A 19,159-nucleotide genomic window follows, 5' to 3' on the forward strand; every position below is an offset into this window, starting at 1 on the left:
ATTGAACTAATGAACAAAACAGATATAAAAACCTTAGGCCAGTTAAAAAAAACTGATTATAAAAGCCGCTCGGTTAAAGATGAATTACGTGCCAACCTTATTACCCAGTTAAAAAAACACGAAGGTGGTTTTGAAGGAATTATTGGCTTTGAGGATACGGTTATCCCCGACCTGCAAACTGCCATATTATCGCGTCATAATATATTATTGTTAGGCTTACGCGGCCAGGCAAAAACCCGTATTGCCCGCCTGCTTATCAACCTGCTTGATGAGTATGTGCCTTATATAGAAGGATCAGACTTATTTGATGATCCTTACAACCCCATATCATGGTACGGCCATTCAACAGTAACCGAAAAAGGCGATGATACCCCTATCGGCTGGATCCATCGTTCAGAACGTTATACCGAAAAACTGGCTACCCCTGATGTTACCGTTGCCGACTTAATTGGCGATGTTGACCCTATAAAGGCTGCCACTTTAAAGCTAACCTATTCTGATGAAAGGGTTATCCACTTTGGATTGATCCCCCGTGCGCACCGTGGTATCTTTGTGATAAACGAACTGCCCGATTTGCAGGCCCGTATCCAGGTTTCGCTGTTTAACATTTTACAGGAGCGAGATATCCAGATCCGTGGTTTTAAACTGCGCTTACCTTTGGATATCCAGTTTGTGTTTACCGCCAACCCCGAAGATTATACCAACCGTGGTTCGATAGTTACACCGCTTAAAGATCGTATCGAAAGTCAGATATTGACCCATTATCCACGTACGGTTGAAATTTCACGTAAGATAACCCAGCAGGAAGCATCATTAACAGATGAGCAACGCGCCAACATTGAGGCCGATAGTTTGGTGAAAAACCTCGTTGAGCAAATTGCGTTTGAAGCCCGTAACTCGGAGTATATCGACAAAAAATCGGGTGTATCGGCACGTTTAACTATCTCGGCCTATGAAAACCTCATTAGCAATGCCGAACGCCGGATGATCATCAACCACGAGGCAAATACCTTTGTACGCATCACCGACTTTTTAGGCGTCATCCCCGCCATCACCGGAAAAATTGAACTGGTGTATGAGGGCGAACTGGAAGGCCCTGGCAAAGTTGCTAATATCCTGATAGGCAAAGCCATTAAAACCCTGCTGCTGGAGTTCTTCCCAGATCCGGAGAAAGCTAAAAAGGTAAAAGCACCCAATCCTTACGCCAGCATCATTAACTGGTTTGGTGATGGCAATACACTTGCTTTATTAGATGATACCACCCTGCAGGATTATAAAAAGGCCCTTAATGACGTTGCCGGGTTAAAAGATCTGGTTAAAAAACTGCACCCGCGCCTGAGCGAAAACCAACAGCTGCTGCTAATGGAATTTGTATTGCACGGCCTATCCGAGTTCTCGCAACTGAATAAAGGTTTCCTTGATAATGGTTTCGCGTTTTCGGATATGTTTAACAGCTTGTTTAATCTGCAGCCAGATGATGACGATTTGGACATAGATGACGATCGTTATTAATATATTTGCCCAAAATTTTTGAATGACCGAACAGGGGCTTAATATTATACTGGTAGTTACCGTACTGCTGCTTATAGATCTTTATGTGCTGCAAGGCATACGCGGTGCCTTCAAAAAATGGAAGCTCCCGCATAAGCAGGGCTTCACCGTTTTTTACTGGGCGTTTGCTATCATTATAATTACAGGGCTGCTGTTAGGCGTTTATGTAAATGTAGGCGTAGGCTTGCGCGCGGCAGGTTTAATGGCTTTTTTCCTGGTATTTTTAGGCAAGATCTCCTTCTTGCCTTTTCTGTTTATTGACGATGTACGCCGCCTGCTGATCTGGAACCGTGCCCGAAAAAAACAGCCGGCGGTTAGTCCGGCGGTTATGAGTGTGCCCAATAGTATCCCCCGGTCGGAGTTTTTGATGAAAGCCGGCTTATTGGCGGGTGCCGTACCATTGGCCGCCATAAAAGTTCAGATGCCCAAGGGCTTGTATGATTACCACGTAAAGTACCAAACCATGTACCTGCCCAATTTGCCAAAGGCTTTTGACGGCATTAAACTTGGGCAGATCTCTGATATCCACTCGGGTAGTTTTTACAACAAAAAGGCAGTGCGCGGTGGCGTTGAAATGCTGCTGAAAGAAAAACCCGATCTTATATTTTTCACCGGCGACCTGGTTAACGGCCAAGCCGAAGAGATGAATGATTACCAGGATATTTTCTCAAAGGTGAAAGCTCCTTTGGGCGTATACTCTTGCCTGGGAAATCATGATTATGGCGATTATGGTACCTGGGACAATCCCGCCGATAAAAAGAAAAATCACGAACAGTTGATCCTTACCCATAAAAACATGGGCTGGGACCTGCTGCAAAACACCCATCGCCGCCTAAAAGTTGATGGCGAGGAAATAGGCATCTTAGGCATTGAAAACTGGGGCGAGCTTAGCCGTTTCCCAAAATATGGCCGCATGGACCTTGCCGTTAAAGATACCGACGACTTGCCGGTTAAGCTGCTGTTATCACATGATCCTTCGCATTGGCGGGCGCAGGTATTGCCAGAATACCCTCAAATCGATGCTATGTTCTCGGGTCATACGCATGGTATGCAGTTTGGCGTTCAAACCAAATATTTTCAGTGGAGCCCTATTGAATATGTTTATAAAGAGTGGGCAGGCTTTTATTACGAAGGTAAACAGCAGCTTTATGTAAACGTAGGTTACGGCTTTGTGGGTTTTGCCGGGAGGGTTGGAATATTACCGGAGATTACGATATTTACATTAAAATCCGGACAAGATCCTGCACGCTCCTGACCATAAGCTAAAAGGCAGGTGGCTATTTATTACCGATGAAGAAAACAATAAAACAAGCCTTTGATTTTCTGCTTTTCAGTAATATTTTCATGTCGCTTTGCGCGGTTGCGCAGGCCTTGGTTACCTTTCATTTAATTGGCGTAAAGCCCGTACCTGCAGTGTTGGGTTTACTGTTTACATCTACGCTGGGCATTTACAACTTTTGCATTCTTATCACCAAACCCAGAAGTCCGCAAACATCGCCGTATACGCGGGTTCGTTGGTTTTTTGGGCATTACCGGCTTATGGTTACGTTTACCATAGTTTCGCTGTTGTCGTTAATCCCCCTGTTTTTTCTGATCACTACTGAATCAAAAATACTGCTCATTTTTTTGGGTTGCCTTTCGTTCAGCTACAGCCTGCCGCTTTTTAGTGTCGGCGATCATAAGTTCGGCCTCCGTAATATCCCCGGTTTAAAACCCTTCCTTATTACCCTGGTGTGGACGATGAGCTGCGTACTATTCCCTGTATTGGAAGTGCTGCATCGCAATACCGACTATATTTCTATGCGCGATACCACCATCCTTATAGCCAAACGCTTCCTTTTTATTGGCGCGCTTACTATCCCCTTTGATATCCGCGATTTATTTGACGACCGTAAAATGGGCTTGAAAACCATACCCGTAGTTTGGGGCGAAAAAAATGCCTACCTGTTTTGCCAGGTTTTACTGGCCGGTTACGTTGCGCTGCTCTTCCTTTTTAAACATAACGGCTTCAATACCGATTTTTGGGCACTTACTACTACCACCATATTAACAGGCTGGCTTATCTTTAAATCGGCCTGGAAAAAGGACGAATACTACTACTTTTTTTATATGGATGGCGTGCTGATACTTCAGTATATTATCATCATCGCTTTCAACCTCGTTTTCAGCGGTCATTAATATATGGCAGCCAATTTCAATAATTCGGCCTGGTTTTACGATCGACTTTCGAGGCTGGTTTATGGCAAAGCGCTGGTAAATGCGCAGTTGTATTTAATTGGCTTTATTAAACCCAATAGCAAAATACTGATAGTTGGCGGCGGTACCGGCTGGATATTGGAAGAGCTTACCAAGCTTCATCCATCGGGGCTAAATATTGTTTATGTAGAAGTAGCCGCCGATATGATGGCCATTTCCCGTAAAAGAAACACCAGCGATAACCATATAACCTTTATACAGGATGCCGTGGAAAATGTAAATCTACAGCCTGATTTTGACGCCGTCATCACTCCTTTTTTATTCGACAATTTTACCGAGCAAACCTTAAAAACGGTATTTACCCATCTTCATCGTTCACTAAAACCCGGCGGTCAATGGCTTAATGCCGATTTTCAGCTTACCGGCAAATGGTGGCAGCAATTTTTACTAAAAAGCATGTTTGTATTTTTCAGGCTCATATGTGGCATTGAAGCCAGCAAGCTCCCGGGAATTGAATCGCACTTTAATTTAAATGGGTACGGTATTATTGGTGAAAAGACTTTTTATAATGATTTCATTGTGGCGAGGGTGTATGGGAGGTGATTAGTTAATCATCATACCAGCCATTCCATAAAGGGTTGTTTGCAATTATAAGCTCGTCCTTCTTTTGCCGTGACCCGGCCTTCAATTGTTTTTCCCGTGCAATAGCATCCTGTATCCATTGGAACTCTTCATAATAAACCAACTTATTAAGTTCATACTTCGAAGAAAAACCTTTGTATATCTTCAGCTTATGTTCATTTATCCTGCTTTGAAGATCACTGGTTACACCCACATATAAAACGTTATTATATTTATTGGTAATAATGTAAACGTAATACTCATGAACTTTCATTCTCTAAATAAATAGTTTGTTATTGCAACTTTTGTCATTGCGAGCGTAGCGTGGCAATCGCATCAAACAGATCCGTCGTGCAAGACGGCTTAGCAAGTGGGATTGCTTCGTGCCTCGCAATGACAAAGGGATAATAACGCAATGCAACCAACCAAACTTTGTCATTGCGAGCGTAGCGTGGCAATCTCATTATGCTATTTCACCATGCTAAGTGTGCTACCCTGTCCTGTGGGATTGCTTCGTGCCTCGCAATGACATGGGTAACGTTATTATCTACTGATTATACACAAACTTATATCCTATCCCTCTTACAGTTTGTAAATACTGCGGCGAATCGGCGTTGGTTTCTATTTTTTTACGGAGGCGAACGATGTGCATATCCAGGGTACGGGTATTTACATCGGCATTATAGCCCCAAACTTCCATCATCAGTTCTTCGCGGTTAATTACCTTGTTCTTGTTTTTCAAAAAGTATAGTAATATCCTGTTTTCCAGTATGGTGAGTTCAATTTTGCGGCTGTCCCTTATCAGCAGGTGGGTATTTGGCAAATGCTCCATATTGGCAAACTTGTATGATTCTGCCTTTTCGCTGTTCAGGGAAAATTTGATCTTATTATCAATCATGGCTACCAGCACATCCATGTTAAAAGGCTTGGTAATATAGTCGGATACGCCAAAGTTGTAGGCCTCAATCTTGTCTACATCCTGGGCCTTGGCGGTCATCATGATCACCAGCTTATCGTAACCTTTATCGCGAATGTTGCTGCACACCTGCGAACCGGGTTGTCCGGGCAGCATCCAGTCAAGCAGTACAATATCGGGCTGCTCTTCCAGTATAATTTTCTCGGCATCGTCGCCGTTATCGGCTTCCAAAACTTTATAACCTTCGGTTTGCAAACGCTCTGCTACCAGGAAACGAAGATTTTCATCATCTTCAACCAGTGCAATTTTAATTTCTTTGTTCATAATTTAATTTTCGAATGGAAGCGTAACTATAAATTCCGAGCCCTCATTAATTTTACTGCGAACGGTTATCTCGCCGTTCATAAAATTAACCAGTTCTTTGCAAAAAGCCAAACCCAAACCTACACTTCCGTTTTGGTTATATTGGTTTTCTATCCTGTAAAACTTCTTAAAAACATTATTCAGTTCGTTTTTAGGAATCCCTATCCCTTTATCAACAAACGAAAACACAATATTCCTCTTTTCATGTGTAATATTTATGTTCAGTTCCTTTTTCTGCGGATGCGAATATTTGTAGGCATTTTCAATAAGGTTTTGAAACACGCTGCCCAACAGCACCGGGTCGGTATAAAAAAGTTTTACGTCGCTAATTTTACACTTCACCTTAAAATCGGGGTATTTAATTTTAAAGGTATCAATATATCTGCTGGTAAACTCGTCAACAACAATTTCTTCCCTTTTTAGGGTGATGGATTTATTTTCTAACTGGGTGAACGATAGTAGCTTATTCATCAGATCGTTCAGCTTATCGGCCTCTTCATCCAGTATTTTACCGTAGTGTTTGCGTTGCCGCTCGGTAAGTTCACCGTCGCCACGCAGGTTTGAGCCAGCAATTTTTATAACGCTTACCGGGGTTTTAAACTCATGGGTAAAGTTGTTTATAAAATCGTACTGCAGCTTAAACAGTTTTATATTAACGTTAAGGTTGCGGTAGATAAGCCAGCCTATCAATACCAAAAATAAGGTAACAAGTAGTATGGCTGCGCCAATCGGCATAAACCGGCGATTGATTTCGGCCGTGAGATAGCCGTTTGCCGAGCTAAAAAATAATTTATAGTCAGAAAAAGCACCAGGGAAGGCCACCTCGGTTATCATTTTATCTCCTTCGCTGTCAATAGGGTCATATACCATTGGCTGTATAGATACATTTTGATACAACTCCTGGTGCGTATTTTTTACCTTGAGCATATAGGGATCAAGGTGAAAAGTCATCATGTTTTGCTTGTATGATGCCGGGGCTTCATGACGCCTTTGCAGCTCGCGGTATATTTTCACATCCTCCCGGCGCAGGATGTTGGTGTAGGTAATTTTATCGGGTTTTACATCCCAAAAGGTTTTATAAAGCTCGTTTTGGCTGGATACGCGCGATGTATCTGAAAAGGCAATATAGTTGTTAAGTTTAAGGGCCATTTCCTTAAAATCGGTTTCATCGCCGGGGAATATCTGTCTTGTTCCAAAAATATTACCGTTTATATGCCAGTATTGGTATATAGCCTTTGCAGATATGCTAAGGTCGTTTCTTCGGATAGTTATTGGGGCAACCTCTCCTATCTGTACGTCATAAAAAACCACCCGCTTTACAAAAACATAATCATGAAAAACAGATAGCGCGTATTTAGCCGCCGATGCCGAATCAAGAAAACCCTGGTATGATGTTATCTCGGGGATTTTGTTTTGAAAAAAATCATTGTAGGGCTTAACGGTTTGCTCCAGCACCTCAATTTTTTTGGATGCAAACTCATTCTCAACATATTTAGCCGTAAGGTTATAGGAGATAAAAAGCGCCACCACAAACGTAATGGCTGTAAACACCAGGAATATAACAATGAGCGAAAAATTTTTACGATAAACGTTTTTTTGAGCTGCCATAACGGACTACTGTTTAACCCGCATGTTATTATCCAGGAATTTTTCTATCTCGGTATACATTTCCATTCGGTTATGCTCGCTGCGGAAAAAGGCGCGTTCATTTGGTTTTAAAAAGTATTTCACATCAACGTTGTGTTTGCGCAGCTCGCGCACAAACTGGTTTAACTCGCTGATGTTTGCCCGCTGATCTTTAGCCCCTTGAAATATAATTAAAGGTACTTTTATTTTATCAGTATGAAAAACTGGAGATATAGCCCTTAACTGGTCGGCGTCTGTTTCGGGATTGCCAACCATTTCATAGGTCATTTTTAGGTATGGTTTAAAAAACGGCGGGGCATCTTTTATATAAGTAAAAAAGTTTATGAGGCCGTACTGCACCACCGCGCAGTTATACAATTCGGGATGGAAGGACACGCCATACAAAGCCGAGAAGCCGCCAAACCTGCCGCCAAAAATGGCTATCTTTTTGGGGTTAGCTATTTTTTTTGCAATAAGCCAATGCACCCCATCTGTAATATCATCCTGTATTTTGCCACCCACTTGTTTGTATCCGGCACTTTTAAAGGCCTTACCATACCCCGTTGAGCCACGATAATTTATTTGGAACACGGCGTAGCCTCTGTTGGCTAAAAACTGTACCTGCTCGTCATATCCCCAAGAGTCCCTGTTCCAGGGACCGTCATGCGGCATAACCACTACCGGTAAGTTGGTTTTTTTATCGCCTTGAGGCAGGGTTAAATAACCGTTTATCAACAGGCCATCACTTGCTTTGTAGGCTATTGGCTGCATACTGCAAAGTTCATCTGGCAACAGGTTCGCATTAATATCACCCAGTTTGGTGAGCTTACCGGTGTTGTTTTCGTACAAGTAATAGGAGCCGGGGTTACGGTCGGTAAAAGTGTTCAGGATAAACTTATTTTCGGAGCTGTCGCGGTCAACTATCTTTATTTCATAACCTTTAAGCTGCTGCTGTACATTTTTGTACATATGTTCAATATCGGCGGCTAAAAAATGTTTTTGGGGCTTGGCTTCTTCCCAGCCGGCAAATTCCACGCGGTGCTTATTTTTTGAATATTCAACAAACAACAGATCGGCGTTATCGCTGGCATAAATTGTTCGTTGCTCCTTACCATCCTCGGCATTAATTTCAACCAAAGCCATCTTATCGCGATTAACATTGGATAGCGCGTAGAAATAATTCTTTACACCTGAAAAAGCTATCGGCCTTACCGAGTTTTTGAAGTTATTTTCAATGATGGGTTTAAAAGGCGTATTATCATCGGGCCGGTAAAGTATGGTTTCGTTTACCCCGTCAGATGATCGCACTAAACGAATTTTGCCGTCAGCATCGGGATACCAATCTGTAATGCTACCCGTGTTTATCAGGTACGGGGTAAGCTCGCCAGTTTGGAGGTTAAGTCTGTAGATATCAAAATTACCCGGATCGCGTTTGTTCATCCGTATGGTAATAATATCGGGCTGCAATTTATTACGGTTAACCAAATTCACCCGCACCTTTTCCTGCGACATGATGATGTGCGTTTTATGGGTAGCCAAATCAAGAACATACATCTTAAAGCTATCATTAGCTATAAAATCCTGACTAAAAACTATCTGGTTATTGTAAGTCCAAAAGTAATCTCCCCGTACCGGGTTATCGGTAAACGACGTCAGCATTTGTTCGGTACCGTCGGCAAGTGATTGTATAAAAAGGTTTTGTCTTTCTTTATAGGGCTTTAAGTAAGAAACGTACTTGCCATCGGGCGAGATTCTGTATGAACTTTTTTCTGGGGTTTTAAAAAAATCGGCAATGGGTATCTGCTTCACATGATTCTTGCAGGAACCTAATGTTATGAAAACACCTATAAATAAAAAAAGTCGCAGTCGGCCCAACATTGTTATTATGCCCAGTTATATTAATCAGGTCAAATTAGACAAATTAAGTTGATGTTGTTAAAATGTCACTATAATTTTACCCGGTTTTACCGTTATATGAATATAAACAATAAGCGGGTTTCGGCATAAGTATTATTTGACTATTTTTGAATTGATGAGGGCATTATTCAGCTTTATTATTATTGTATTTATCAGCGGTTCGGCGCTGTTTGCGCAGGACAACGAACAACAGCTGGCCATGCAATACAATGCCAACGGCGACACTCAAAAAGCCCTTGAAATTTATCAAAAACTGTTTAAGCAAAGTAACGAAACCTATTATTCGTACTATGTAAACACGCTGCTGAAGCTCAAAAATTTTGATGAGGCCGAAAGCGTTATGAAAAAACTGATCAGGAAGCATCCCGAAACCAACGAATACCAGATTATGCTTGGCACAGTTTATACGCAACAAGGCAACCAGGATAAAGCAGATGCGGTGTACAATACCGTATTAAAGAACCTGCCTGCCGATCAGATGGCTATTGCAAACCTCGCCAGTTCTTTTTATCAAACCAATAATATTGATTACGCCATAAAAGCATTTTTGCAGGGCCGCAAAATACTCCACGCTGATGATGCTTTTACTTATGAGCTGATAAATCTTTATCGCCTGAAAAGGGATAAGGCCGCGCTTACAGAGGAGTACCTCAATTTTTTACCCACCAATCCCACCTTTGTTAACCAGGCCGAAAGCATCTTCGCCACTTTATTTGAGGGCGATACCGACTATAATATGCTTAAGGCTGCCCTTTTAAAGCGCATACAAAAGGACCCGCAGCAAATTATTTATGCCGAGATCCTTACCTGGCAATACATGCAGCAAAAGGAATACGACCTGGCGCTTAACCAGGCGCTGGCTTTAAGTCGCCGGGCTAATGATGATGGTACTGCCATATTTGATTTGTGCAATACGCTTAATGTTAACGAGGCTTATGATACGGCCATTCGCGGGTACGAATATATTATTAGCAAAGGCAAAGCACAGCCGCTGTATATAGCCGCTAAAATAGAACTTATCAACACCAAAAACCTGAAGATCACCTCGGGCAAATACCAACCGGCCGACCTCCTTGGCCTGGAGCAGGATTACCTTGCTTTACTTACCGAATTTGGCCGCAGTAACAGCACCGTTTTCGCCATGCAAAAGCTGGCGCGGTTGCAGGCTTTTAAGCTGCATAAATTTAAGGATGCCCAAAAACAACTGGAAGATGCGGTGAACATACAGGGAATACGACCAGATGCACTGGCTTCCTGCAAGCTGGATTTGGGTGATATATACCTGTTGGTTAACCAGCCCTGGGAAGCTACCTTGTTGTACAGCCAGGTTGAAAAGGATTTTCCTAACACAGCAATTGGTCAGGATGCTAAATTCAGGAACGCCAAACTGGCCTATTACACCGGCGATTTCACCTGGGCCAAAGGACAACTTGATGTATTAAAGGCCGCCACATCGCAGCTGATCGCTAACGATGCATTGAACCTGTTACTACTGATTGCCGATAATACCATTGCCGATAGTGTTGGCGGTGCGCTTAAAATATACGCCCGTGCCGATCTGCATATTTTTGCGGAGGAGCCGGAGAAAGCGCTGTTAACACTGGATAGTATCGACAAAAAATTCCCCAATAATAGTTTGAGTGATGATATTCTAATGGCGAAATCACGCATCCTTATTCAGCAAAAAAATTACGCAGACGCTGTACCGCTATTAAAAAAAATCTTTGACGATCATCCTACCGAACTATGGGCAGATGACGCGGTATTTATGCTGGGCGATATTTACGAAAACCGGTTAAATGATAAAGCCACCGCCCAAACCTGGTACCAGAAGATCATTACAGATTACCCCGGCAGCCTCTGGATAAACGAATCTCGCAAGCGCTTTAGACTGCTCAGAGGCGATAAGGCGGATTCTTGAGGTTGGTGAGTGGTTGATTGAGTGAGTGGTGAATGGTTCTTAGCGCAAAACACTTTACGTCTATAGGTTTCTCTCACTCGGTCGAACACTCCCAACTACTCACCATTCACTTAATCAACCACTCACTTAATAAACTAAATACCTATTTTTGCATCACGATGATTGTATATAACGATACTATAATAGTTGAAGAAGCTATTCATGAAGAATGGCTTAAATGGATCAAGGATGTACATATCCCTGCTATAATGGCTACAGGTCTTTTTAGTTCCTATCGCATTTTAACAGTGGTTGATTCGCCAAACGAAGGGGTTACCTATTGCATCCAGTATAATGCCGATACCATTGAACAGTTTCAACAGTTTTATATGAACCACCTGCACAGTTTCCAGTCAATACACCAGGAACGTTACGCCGAACGGTTTGTGATGTTTAATACGCTGATGAAAGAGGTAGATTAAGACCATTAGCCCTCCAATTCCTTCAGATTTGTTTCCAAGCTTTTTATCTTTTTGGCAAATTTAACTCTGTAGTAAAGGTGACTGCCTATTAAAGCTAAAACGGTTCCGCCTGCGCAGATGATCAGTATTGTATTTGTTGAAAGCGCCCAATAGGTAAAAAACAGTTTTATCATAGCGTAAAAATATGCTGGAAAAACTACGATATAAATAATGTAGAAGATAATATAGTATCGCTTATAAGCCGATAGGGTTTTCGTTAGGCTATCTTTCAGGTTCTCGCCATTGTAAATAGAAAATATTTGTTGCTGCTTGTTGCCCACCCACATAGTGATCAGCGCATATGCTATTAAAATAGCAACATAAAAAAGAGATTCTGAAAAAGTGTTGCTTTTGCCCGGGAGAAAATAAAATATAAGCAGGTTAAACAACAGGGCGCCTATCAACATGGAGCATACGGCTTTTCCGAATTTATTCCAGTAGATGCTTTTGTTTAGCAGTTCGCTTAATGTGTTTGTTGTGTTCATAATAATGTGATCTAATTTTTCGGTTGTATATTTTTGTTCCTCAATCTCTTTATCCTGGATATTGTTCCAGTGCTTTTTAAAATCATCCAGTTCCATATCATTCAGCGTTTACGAGTGTTTTTAACCGGCTCTTTATCTTATTTAGTTTAAAGCCAATGTTTGATTCCGATAGTCCCAGGATCTCGGCCATTTCTTTATAGCTGCAATCTTCCATGTAAAGCATGGTAATGGCCCGCTCAACTTCCGATAGCTTTTTTATAGCCTCATACATCAACCCCAACTGCTCATCCATATAATTATCATCGGCGGCAATATGGAAAGCCTCTTCGTCCAGCGGAGAAAATTTTTCTTTCCGGCTTTCTTTTCGCAACCGGGTAATGGCATTGTTAATGGCAATGCGGTACATCCAGGTAGTTACTTTTGATTCGCCTTTAAACGAGGGGTAAGCGCGCCAAAGCTGTAAAACAATATCCTGAAAAAGATCTTCCTTATCCTCCTTATTGTTGCAATACATATTGCAAACCTTAAAAATGAGGCCTTGGTTATCTGCTATTAGTATAAGAAACTGCTCTTTCAAAAAATGTTGTTTATACAATTAGTCGCACCGTATTTGAAAAACTTAGCGGGAAATGAAAATAAATTTAATAAAGGGAAACACACATATTTATTACATTATTGGAGACACAAATATGTGTCTCTACAACACGATCTTTATAAACAAAAAAGCTCCCGGTAAACCGGGAGCTTTTTTGTTATTGCTTAATAAGATTATACAACTCATCAAGTTTCGGCGTGAGCACAATTTCAATGCGTCGGTTTTTGGCGCGGGCTTCGGTAGTAGCGGCCGGATCAATCGGTTGAAACTCACTTTTGCCTGTCGCGGTTAACCTTTTCGGATCTACCTTTTCAATTTCGGTTAGGTAGCGTGTTACCGATGTGGCACGCAGTACGCTCAAATCCCAGTTGTCTTTTATCTGACCAAGGTTTATCACCTTTTTATCATCGGTATGGCCTTCAACAGCCATATTAATATCAGGTTCTTTGTTAAGTACTTCTGCCAGTTGTTTAAGGGCAGCTTTACCTTTTTCGTCGATAACGATACTGCCCGATGGGAACAGCAGTTTATCGGCCAGTGATACATATACTTTTCCGTTGCGGATATCAACCGTTAAGCCGCTTTGCTGAAAACCGAGCAGTGCCTGTTGTAATTTATTTTTTAAGGCATTGGTAGCCTCATCGCGCTTGCGTAAAATATCTTCCACTTCTTTCAGACGAGCCTCGCGTTTTTGCAGATCGGCAGCCAGTTGTTTGGCTTTGCTTGATGTTTCGTTATAGTTGCTGTTAAGCTTGTTGTTACTCTTTTGCAAATCGGTATAAGTACCGGTTAAATCTGCCAGCTGGCGGTGCAGGCGCATAGTATCGGCCTGTAACTGAAAAACCTGCGCTTCAAGCGTTTCGGTACGGGTGCTTAACGAATCGCGCTGGGCAACCAGGGCCTTGTAGGCCTTTGGCGACATGATTTTACAGGAATAAAACGTAAGACAAACAGCAGCGGCTATTAAAAGATATTTAATTTTCATCAATGTAATTGTTTAAGGGTGATAAAACTATCAGGAGCAATTGTTATTGCTTTTGTGAGCGGCAAGCTCATGACGGTTCATGCGGTTAAATTATAAGGATTTATGCGTTTATGCAAGCGCGTTTTTCAGAAACACGTTTAAAGGGTATATTTTACTGCAGGCATCGGCTATTTGCTGTACGGCGTTTTTGCCGGTGATCTCTTTATCGGTTATTTTGTGCCAGCCCACAAAGCTTTTAAGCTTTAACAGATCAATGTTCTCATTTTCGGCATCATACTCCCGCGGAACGGACTTTAGTTGCTCCTGCTGCTTAAAATCGCCAAAGAGCTTAATAAAATCTTTTTCATCAATTATTTTACGGAGGTCAGCAGCGTTGTAATCAATTTCCTGGCGGATCTTTTTTAAATGCGGGGCTTCGGGCATCCAGTACCCACCGCCTATAAATGAATTGCCGGGCTGAATTTGCAGGTAGTATTCCACCCCGCCACTTTTTGACCCCGAAGATGGGATGCTTACACCGAAGTTATTTTTATACGGCGTTTTGTCTTTCCTAAAACGGATATCGCGGTAGATGCGCATCACACACTTTTTAGGGTCGAGTGTTTCTTCAATTCCCGGATCAACCTTACGCAATATGGCAAGCAACTGCCCTACAAAATCAATAACATTTTCGCGGGCCTTGTCGTAGCGTTCCTTATTGGCCAAAAACCATTCGCGGTTATTGTTTTGTGCCAGATCCTTTAAAAAATCAAGACTTTCCTGGTATATCATCGGTATCTAAATAAGCCTGGTAATGGATTTTTGGCGATAGCCAATACAATAAAAACACACGCGAATATCTGAAATTTATGGGCGCCAACACAAAACACCCCAATATTATTACACTCAGATACAACCACGGCGAATCGGAATTTTGGGTGATCAGGTGCGTGAGCCAGGCAAGAAAAAGGGCTTCACCAACATTAAGGGCATAACTTACATACATGGCCGCATAAAAATAGCCAGGCTCAATTTCAAAATGTAAATTACAATGCGGACAGTTAAGGTTTATTTTATTTGAAAAGCTGTAAGCTTCACCCTGAAACATATTTCCCCTGCGGCATCGCGGGCATTTACAATGAAGCATAGCCCATGACTTTGGCGTTTCAGACATGATGATGATTGGTTCAATCGTTTATTAGTTCAATTGTTCATTGGTAACCGATTGATAATTATGCAAGGCAATATGCCAAGACTAATGAACCAATTTACTAATGAACTAATGAACCACAGGATTTAATTCAGGTGCAGTTTTTCTTCGCGCATGTTAAGGTTAACATTTTTACGGCGATACTTTTTGTACCAGATATAGCCTATTGCAGCAACGGCAATATACGGCGCACCTAATAAAAACAGGATGCCATTGTTTAAACCCCTTGCTGCGTTACCGCCGTTTTTTGCATTGGTTTCTACCGTAGCGGCACATTGCGCGCACTGCGCTTTTACCGGCTGCTTGCTGCAAACCATAAGCCCAAGGGCCATTACGAAAAGGATAACTTTAAAACCACGTTTCATAGCTGCAAATTTAACTAATTATTAATTAAAAAAGGGTAATATCAAATCCCATACTTATTAATAGATAATGTGAGCCTCCCCTTTTACCGTCTTTACTTTTGAAAAATCTGAAGCATCAATAATTACCTGATTAAAATAATTGAGGCCCTCATGTGTTTTCTCTGAATCAAGGTCCTGAGATATTAGCCAATAAAACCTTTTTCCAACCTCATTATATTCAAAACAAATTTTACCTATTGGATCTATATCTTTTTGAATGTTTCTCGCTATATCCAGTAGCTTACAATAAGTAAAGCTTTTATCTATCTGTTTATAATCCTTTTTTGAAGGGAATTTAAAAGGACTTATAATTTTTCCTTTTTCATTAACTGCAATCCCGATAAGATAAGACGCAACCGTATCTGGTTGAAATTGATAATGATAAAAATATTTTGCTTTACAATATCTTTGAGTCACGTCAGTTCTCCCTTTAAACAAATTATATTTCTCCGGATAAACGACCTCAACATCAATAAATTTAAGATCAGTGAAGAAACTTAAACCTGAATATTGCTTGATTTTCTTCTCTACTAAATTTCTATATGTTAATGCTTTTTTGGGTGCTTGTTTAATATCAATTGCATTATTCAATACATTCCAGTTTTTTGAGGTATCTCCATGAACTGCAAAACTGTAGGTAGGACAACCAAATATATACTCATAAAAATCATAATCCCCTCCAAACTCGATTTTTGATATGTCGATACACTGCGAAAAACAATTGCTAGTGACAGTTAAAAAAAACAGGAATGATAATAATCGTTGAATATTTTGAACCTTGAATTTCATACCAATGAGAATTGACAGGTTAACTAAAATCTACAGATCGATTATTAATTAAAAATGATAAAAAGGCTTTATCATCAAATATACCACTACACCGCTTGCTGTAACAAAAAGCCAAATGGGGAAAGTCCAGCGTACGAGCTTTTTGTGTTTTTGAACCTGCATTTGTAAACCCCGATGAAAGCTCAGTAATATTAACGGTAATACACCTGCTGCCAATACAATGTGCGGCACTAAAATGGTCAGGTAAACTTTACGTAAGGTACCATAATCGGTAAGCTCCTGGCCTAATACTTTGCCATCGCCATTAATATCGCCATAAACGGTATCGTTACGCATGAGGTAATGAAACAGAATATAGGATACCAGGAACAACGACGACAGGCAGAATGTCAGGATATTTAAACGTTTGTGAACCGTAATATTACCTTGCTTAATAAAGTATAATGATGTTAAAAGCAATACGGTACAAGTTGCGTTTAAAACCGCGTTAAGCATAGGCAGATAAGGCGTAAACGAAGGTGCCACCGCCGGCCCGGGGATAAGGTGCCTGTTTAACAGGATCACCACTAATATTACAAATGTGGTTATGGCCGCCACAAAGCGGAGTATGAATTTATCGCTCATGATTTTTCAATTTGAGGATTTGAGAATTTGAGAATTTGAAGATGATTCGTGTTTTTCAAATCTTCAAATCGGCAAACGTTCAAATTAATATAACGCTTTATCAACTTTACGCAGCTCTTCGGCTATTAGTACTTTTATCTCGTCGTTAAGGCGGTTAACATCGGTGGTGTTGGCACCCGAATAGTAGCCCCTGATGTGTTTATCCTGATCTATTAACACCAGCTTATCGCTGTAAATAAAATCGTCATTACCGGCCTTTAATGCATCAACCAAAAAACCTTTGCGGGCAAGGCCATATATAGATGTAGTATCGCCGGTTAACATGAGCCAGCGTTTTGAATCGGGCTTAAAGCCGGCCAGGTATTTTTTCAGCACATCCTGCGTATCCCTATCCGGATCAACAGTGATGGATGTAAAATAAACCATCTTGTTTTTCCAGTAGGTGCCCACCAAATAATTTAAGTTATTGTTGATGGTACTGCAAACGGTTGGACAGTGGGTATAAAAAAAACTGGCTACAAATATTTTACCTTTCAGGTTGGCATCGGTAAATGTATTGCCGTCCTGATCGGTAAGTTTAAATGGCTGTACGGTGTGATAAATGGTATCGGGGATATCCTTACCATGAACACGGTGACTTGTTTTAGCCACTTGTTTCGGCCCGTAAACTGCCAGTGGTTTATACCTGTTTTTGCCTTTTACGGTTAGTAAATAATATAAAAATCCTGGTACTGCTAATATGAGCACCAGGACTATAATTTTTTTCCAGATAGCAGCCTTCATTACTTCCGCAGGCTAATCCAGTGGTGGCTTTCGTTTGTGAGTACCAGGATTAAACCGATGATAAATAATATTGGGACAATGATAGACAAGGATAAACCCAGTTTCTCAAACTTTAAGTGCATGAAATAAGCTACTATATAAAATGCTTTAAACAATGTTAAAACGATATATACAGGGTTAGCATAAACTAACAGATCGGGATGCTTAGGTACAATAATAAGTGCTATAAAAAACTCAACACAGGTAATACCTAATAGTATAAAAAACACTTTCCAGATTCTTCCCCTGGTCATTGTTTCGTGCTCGCCTTCCTCGTGGTGAACTTCTTGTGATTCTGCTGACATATATATAATTTTTTTAAACTAAGTAAAAGAATGTGAACACAAATACCCAAACCAAATCAACAAAGTGCCAGTAAAGGCCTACTTTTTCAACCATTAGGTAGCTGCCGCGTTTTTCGTAAGTGCCTAACAGTACATTGATGGTAATGATGATATTGATAATAACGCCGGTAAATACGTGGAAACCGTGGAAACCTGTTATGGTAAAGAATAAGTTAGCAAATTCCTGAGCGGTCATGTGCCTTACAGCTTCTGTACCACCTTCACGAAAGAATTTTCCTAATTCATCAACCGCCGGTGTACTTCCCCACCAAAAGCCTTCGCTATATAAGTGGTGCCACTCTAAAGCCTGGCATCCAAGGAACATCAAACCACCAATAACGGTAGCTATCATCCAATATGTAACCTGTTTTTTATCGTTACGATGGCCCGCTTCTACGGCTAAAACCATTGTTACCGAGCTCATGATCAGGATAAAGGTCATTAACCCTACGAAAACTAACGGCGCACCGCTTTCAAGTAAACCGGGTACAGATTGGAATACTTTATCTGCCGCAGGCCATACGCCGTTTGCGGCGAAACGTAGCGAGCCGTAAGAAATCAATAATGATGAAAAGGTAAATGCATCCGAAAGGAGAAAAAACCACATCATTAGTTTTCCGTACTCAACATTGAAGGGAGATCTCCCTCCAGACCACGGCGTTGTCTTTACTTCATCAATTTGTGATACTGCTGTACTCATTGTACTTAAATAATGGGTGTGTTAATTTTGGTTCAAAAGTAAAAAAACATACAGATAAATCCATATAATTCCGAGAAAATGCCAAAAAATAGAGCTCATTTGCATTTTAAACAAATTAATCACTTGTGGCGTTTTCCTGTATGTTGCTGTTATAGTATTTAATAATAGTAATAAGCCTGCAATTATGTGTATCAAGTGCATGCTGGCAAAAATGTAAACAAACGACCTTGACGCATTTGGATCGGTCAGGAAGATGTTCATTTTGTAGGTCAACACATACATCGCGTAGATCTGCATAGCAAAAAATGCTATCCCTAAGGCAAATGTGAGCCACAAAAACATACGCTGTTTTGCAAACTGTAACCCCTTTGCTGCCTTTGAAGCTAAAAATAATGTACCGCTGCTAAATACAATAAGGATTGTACTGTATAAAAAAGCGCTTGGCATTATTACATTAAGGCCATGTCCCCTACCGCCGCTGTACACAATAAAACCGCTTGTAAACGCTGCAAAAAACATCCCCGATGTGAATATGAAGATCCACATGTTAAATATCTTGGGAGCAAGGTCAAGCCTGGTATCGTCTTTACTCATCTGAGCCATCATTTCTT

Annotated in this window: 22 protein-coding genes; 6 read left to right on the plus strand and 16 right to left on the minus strand. The window is 41.0% G+C overall.

Features of this window, described 5'->3' with window-relative positions; translation table 11 throughout:
* The first annotated feature begins 9 nt into the window (after window positions 1-9).
* Genes BLS59_RS14910 through BLS59_RS14925 form a run of 4 tightly spaced genes read left to right on the plus strand, consistent with a single transcriptional unit; the run spans window position 10 to window position 4,350 of the window.
* Window positions 10-1,512, plus strand: coding sequence for a sigma 54-interacting transcriptional regulator (locus BLS59_RS14910; RefSeq protein ID WP_091150083.1), 1,503 nt, complete (start codon window positions 10-12; stop codon window positions 1,510-1,512).
* Window positions 1,513-1,534: 22 nt separating this feature from the next.
* Window positions 1,535-2,806 (plus strand): metallophosphoesterase, encoded by a 1,272-nt coding sequence (locus BLS59_RS14915; RefSeq protein WP_091150084.1) that lies wholly within the window; start codon window positions 1,535-1,537, stop codon window positions 2,804-2,806.
* Window positions 2,807-2,841: 35 nt separating this feature from the next.
* Window positions 2,842-3,729, plus strand: a complete 888-nt coding sequence (locus BLS59_RS14920) for a UbiA prenyltransferase family protein (RefSeq protein ID WP_162842645.1) — start codon at window positions 2,842-2,844, stop codon at window positions 3,727-3,729.
* 3 nt (window positions 3,730-3,732) lie between these two features.
* Window positions 3,733-4,350, plus strand: a complete 618-nt coding sequence (locus BLS59_RS14925; RefSeq protein ID WP_091150085.1) for a class I SAM-dependent methyltransferase — start codon at window positions 3,733-3,735, stop codon at window positions 4,348-4,350.
* Window positions 4,351-4,354: 4 nt separating this feature from the next.
* Here BLS59_RS14925 and BLS59_RS14930 read toward each other — a convergent pair whose 3' ends face one another.
* From BLS59_RS14930 to BLS59_RS14945, 4 genes are all read right to left on the minus strand, one after another.
* Window positions 4,355-4,642: a GIY-YIG nuclease family protein gene (locus BLS59_RS14930; protein WP_091150086.1), complete on the minus strand. Its 288-nt coding sequence runs from the start codon at window positions 4,640-4,642 to the stop codon at window positions 4,355-4,357.
* 273 nt (window positions 4,643-4,915) lie between these two features.
* Complete coding sequence (locus tag BLS59_RS14935; protein WP_091150087.1) at window positions 4,916-5,608, minus strand: response regulator transcription factor; 693 nt, start codon at window positions 5,606-5,608, stop codon at window positions 4,916-4,918.
* A 3-nt stretch (window positions 5,609-5,611) separates the two neighbouring features.
* Window positions 5,612-7,255 (minus strand): sensor histidine kinase, encoded by a 1,644-nt coding sequence (locus BLS59_RS14940; protein ID WP_091150088.1) that lies wholly within the window; start codon window positions 7,253-7,255, stop codon window positions 5,612-5,614.
* A 6-nt stretch (window positions 7,256-7,261) separates the two neighbouring features.
* On the minus strand, window positions 7,262-9,082 hold the full coding sequence (locus tag BLS59_RS14945) for a S9 family peptidase (RefSeq protein WP_162842646.1): 1,821 nt from the start codon (window positions 9,080-9,082) through the stop codon (window positions 7,262-7,264).
* A gap of 223 nt (window positions 9,083-9,305) precedes the next feature.
* On the opposite strand from BLS59_RS14945, the gene BLS59_RS14950 reads away from it, so the two are divergent.
* Together BLS59_RS14950 and BLS59_RS14955 are read left to right on the plus strand one after the other, a co-directional pair.
* The gene (locus tag BLS59_RS14950) at window positions 9,306-11,111 is read left to right on the plus strand and encodes a tetratricopeptide repeat protein (protein ID WP_091150090.1); all 1,806 of its coding nucleotides are present in this window, start codon (window positions 9,306-9,308) and stop codon (window positions 11,109-11,111) included.
* A gap of 158 nt (window positions 11,112-11,269) precedes the next feature.
* Window positions 11,270-11,572 (plus strand): DUF4286 family protein, encoded by a 303-nt coding sequence (locus tag BLS59_RS14955; protein WP_091150091.1) that lies wholly within the window; start codon window positions 11,270-11,272, stop codon window positions 11,570-11,572.
* Window positions 11,573-11,577: 5 nt separating this feature from the next.
* Here the strand turns inward: BLS59_RS14955 and BLS59_RS14960 are convergent, their stop codons facing one another.
* The 12 genes from BLS59_RS14960 to BLS59_RS15015 form a co-directional block, all read right to left on the minus strand.
* Window positions 11,578-12,192, minus strand: a complete 615-nt coding sequence (locus BLS59_RS14960) for a hypothetical protein (protein WP_091150092.1) — start codon at window positions 12,190-12,192, stop codon at window positions 11,578-11,580.
* A 1-nt stretch (window position 12,193) separates the two neighbouring features.
* A complete protein-coding gene (locus BLS59_RS14965) occupies window positions 12,194-12,673 on the minus strand; it encodes an RNA polymerase sigma factor (protein ID WP_091150225.1) in 480 nt (159 codons plus the stop codon).
* A gap of 175 nt (window positions 12,674-12,848) precedes the next feature.
* The gene (locus tag BLS59_RS14970; RefSeq protein ID WP_091150093.1) at window positions 12,849-13,676 is read right to left on the minus strand and encodes an OmpA/MotB family protein; all 828 of its coding nucleotides are present in this window, start codon (window positions 13,674-13,676) and stop codon (window positions 12,849-12,851) included.
* Window positions 13,677-13,784: 108 nt separating this feature from the next.
* Complete coding sequence (locus tag BLS59_RS14975; protein ID WP_091150094.1) at window positions 13,785-14,447, minus strand: DUF2461 domain-containing protein; 663 nt, start codon at window positions 14,445-14,447, stop codon at window positions 13,785-13,787.
* Entirely contained in the window at window positions 14,425-14,829 is a 405-nt protein-coding gene (locus tag BLS59_RS14980) for a DUF983 domain-containing protein (protein WP_091150095.1), read from the minus strand. Before BLS59_RS14980 ends, BLS59_RS14975 begins: the two co-directional genes overlap by 23 nt.
* Window positions 14,830-14,951: 122 nt before the next feature.
* On the minus strand, window positions 14,952-15,230 hold the full coding sequence (locus BLS59_RS14985; protein WP_091150096.1) for a hypothetical protein: 279 nt from the start codon (window positions 15,228-15,230) through the stop codon (window positions 14,952-14,954).
* A gap of 57 nt (window positions 15,231-15,287) precedes the next feature.
* Window positions 15,288-16,058: a hypothetical protein gene (locus tag BLS59_RS14990; protein ID WP_091150097.1), complete on the minus strand. Its 771-nt coding sequence runs from the start codon at window positions 16,056-16,058 to the stop codon at window positions 15,288-15,290.
* Between the two features lie 48 nt (window positions 16,059-16,106).
* Complete coding sequence (locus tag BLS59_RS14995) at window positions 16,107-16,682, minus strand: DUF420 domain-containing protein (protein WP_091150098.1); 576 nt, start codon at window positions 16,680-16,682, stop codon at window positions 16,107-16,109.
* An 84-nt stretch (window positions 16,683-16,766) separates the two neighbouring features.
* Complete coding sequence (locus tag BLS59_RS15000) at window positions 16,767-17,465, minus strand: SCO family protein (RefSeq protein WP_091150099.1); 699 nt, start codon at window positions 17,463-17,465, stop codon at window positions 16,767-16,769.
* Window positions 17,465-17,809 (minus strand): cytochrome C oxidase subunit IV family protein, encoded by a 345-nt coding sequence (locus BLS59_RS15005; protein ID WP_091150100.1) that lies wholly within the window; start codon window positions 17,807-17,809, stop codon window positions 17,465-17,467. The genes BLS59_RS15000 and BLS59_RS15005 overlap by 1 nt, the downstream gene beginning before the upstream one ends.
* Before the next feature lie 13 nt (window positions 17,810-17,822).
* Complete coding sequence (locus tag BLS59_RS15010) at window positions 17,823-18,548, minus strand: cytochrome c oxidase subunit 3 (protein ID WP_091150101.1); 726 nt, start codon at window positions 18,546-18,548, stop codon at window positions 17,823-17,825.
* 21 nt (window positions 18,549-18,569) lie between these two features.
* On the minus strand, window positions 18,570-19,154 hold the full coding sequence (locus BLS59_RS15015; RefSeq protein WP_240315245.1) for a cytochrome c oxidase subunit 3: 585 nt from the start codon (window positions 19,152-19,154) through the stop codon (window positions 18,570-18,572).
* Between the last annotated feature and the right edge of the window lie 5 nt (window positions 19,155-19,159).

Source organism: Mucilaginibacter pineti (genome assembly GCF_900101875.1).
GTDB classification, from domain to species: domain Bacteria; phylum Bacteroidota; class Bacteroidia; order Sphingobacteriales; family Sphingobacteriaceae; genus Mucilaginibacter; species Mucilaginibacter pineti.

Excerpts from the sequence above, each read along its gene's own strand:
- BLS59_RS14980 (WP_091150095.1), bottom strand. The coding sequence starts at position 14,829 with ATGTCTGAAACGCCAAAGTCATGGGCTATGCTTCATTGTAAATGCCCG.
- BLS59_RS14935 (WP_091150087.1), bottom strand. The coding sequence starts at position 5,608 with ATGAACAAAGAAATTAAAATTGCACTGGTTGAAGATGATGAAAATCTT.
- BLS59_RS14930 (WP_091150086.1), bottom strand. The coding sequence starts at position 4,642 with ATGAAAGTTCATGAGTATTACGTTTACATTATTACCAATAAATATAAT.
- BLS59_RS14955 (WP_091150091.1), top strand. The coding sequence starts at position 11,270 with ATGATTGTATATAACGATACTATAATAGTTGAAGAAGCTATTCATGAA.
- BLS59_RS14915 (WP_091150084.1), top strand. The coding sequence starts at position 1,535 with ATGACCGAACAGGGGCTTAATATTATACTGGTAGTTACCGTACTGCTG.
- BLS59_RS14950 (WP_091150090.1), top strand. The coding sequence starts at position 9,306 with ATGAGGGCATTATTCAGCTTTATTATTATTGTATTTATCAGCGGTTCG.
- BLS59_RS14920 (WP_162842645.1), top strand. The coding sequence starts at position 2,842 with ATGAAGAAAACAATAAAACAAGCCTTTGATTTTCTGCTTTTCAGTAAT.
- BLS59_RS14910 (WP_091150083.1), top strand. The coding sequence starts at position 10 with ATGAACAAAACAGATATAAAAACCTTAGGCCAGTTAAAAAAAACTGAT.
- BLS59_RS14925 (WP_091150085.1), top strand. The coding sequence starts at position 3,733 with ATGGCAGCCAATTTCAATAATTCGGCCTGGTTTTACGATCGACTTTCG.
- BLS59_RS14975 (WP_091150094.1), bottom strand. The coding sequence starts at position 14,447 with ATGATATACCAGGAAAGTCTTGATTTTTTAAAGGATCTGGCACAAAAC.
- BLS59_RS14970 (WP_091150093.1), bottom strand. The coding sequence starts at position 13,676 with ATGAAAATTAAATATCTTTTAATAGCCGCTGCTGTTTGTCTTACGTTT.
- BLS59_RS15010 (WP_091150101.1), bottom strand. The coding sequence starts at position 18,548 with ATGAGTACAGCAGTATCACAAATTGATGAAGTAAAGACAACGCCGTGG.
- BLS59_RS14995 (WP_091150098.1), bottom strand. The coding sequence starts at position 16,682 with ATGAGCGATAAATTCATACTCCGCTTTGTGGCGGCCATAACCACATTT.
- BLS59_RS14990 (WP_091150097.1), bottom strand. The coding sequence starts at position 16,058 with ATGAAATTCAAGGTTCAAAATATTCAACGATTATTATCATTCCTGTTT.
- BLS59_RS15015 (WP_240315245.1), bottom strand. The coding sequence starts at position 19,154 with ATGATGGCTCAGATGAGTAAAGACGATACCAGGCTTGACCTTGCTCCC.
- BLS59_RS14940 (WP_091150088.1), bottom strand. The coding sequence starts at position 7,255 with ATGGCAGCTCAAAAAAACGTTTATCGTAAAAATTTTTCGCTCATTGTT.
- BLS59_RS15000 (WP_091150099.1), bottom strand. The coding sequence starts at position 17,465 with ATGAAGGCTGCTATCTGGAAAAAAATTATAGTCCTGGTGCTCATATTA.
- BLS59_RS15005 (WP_091150100.1), bottom strand. The coding sequence starts at position 17,809 with ATGTCAGCAGAATCACAAGAAGTTCACCACGAGGAAGGCGAGCACGAA.
- BLS59_RS14985 (WP_091150096.1), bottom strand. The coding sequence starts at position 15,230 with ATGAAACGTGGTTTTAAAGTTATCCTTTTCGTAATGGCCCTTGGGCTT.
- BLS59_RS14960 (WP_091150092.1), bottom strand. The coding sequence starts at position 12,192 with ATGGAACTGGATGATTTTAAAAAGCACTGGAACAATATCCAGGATAAA.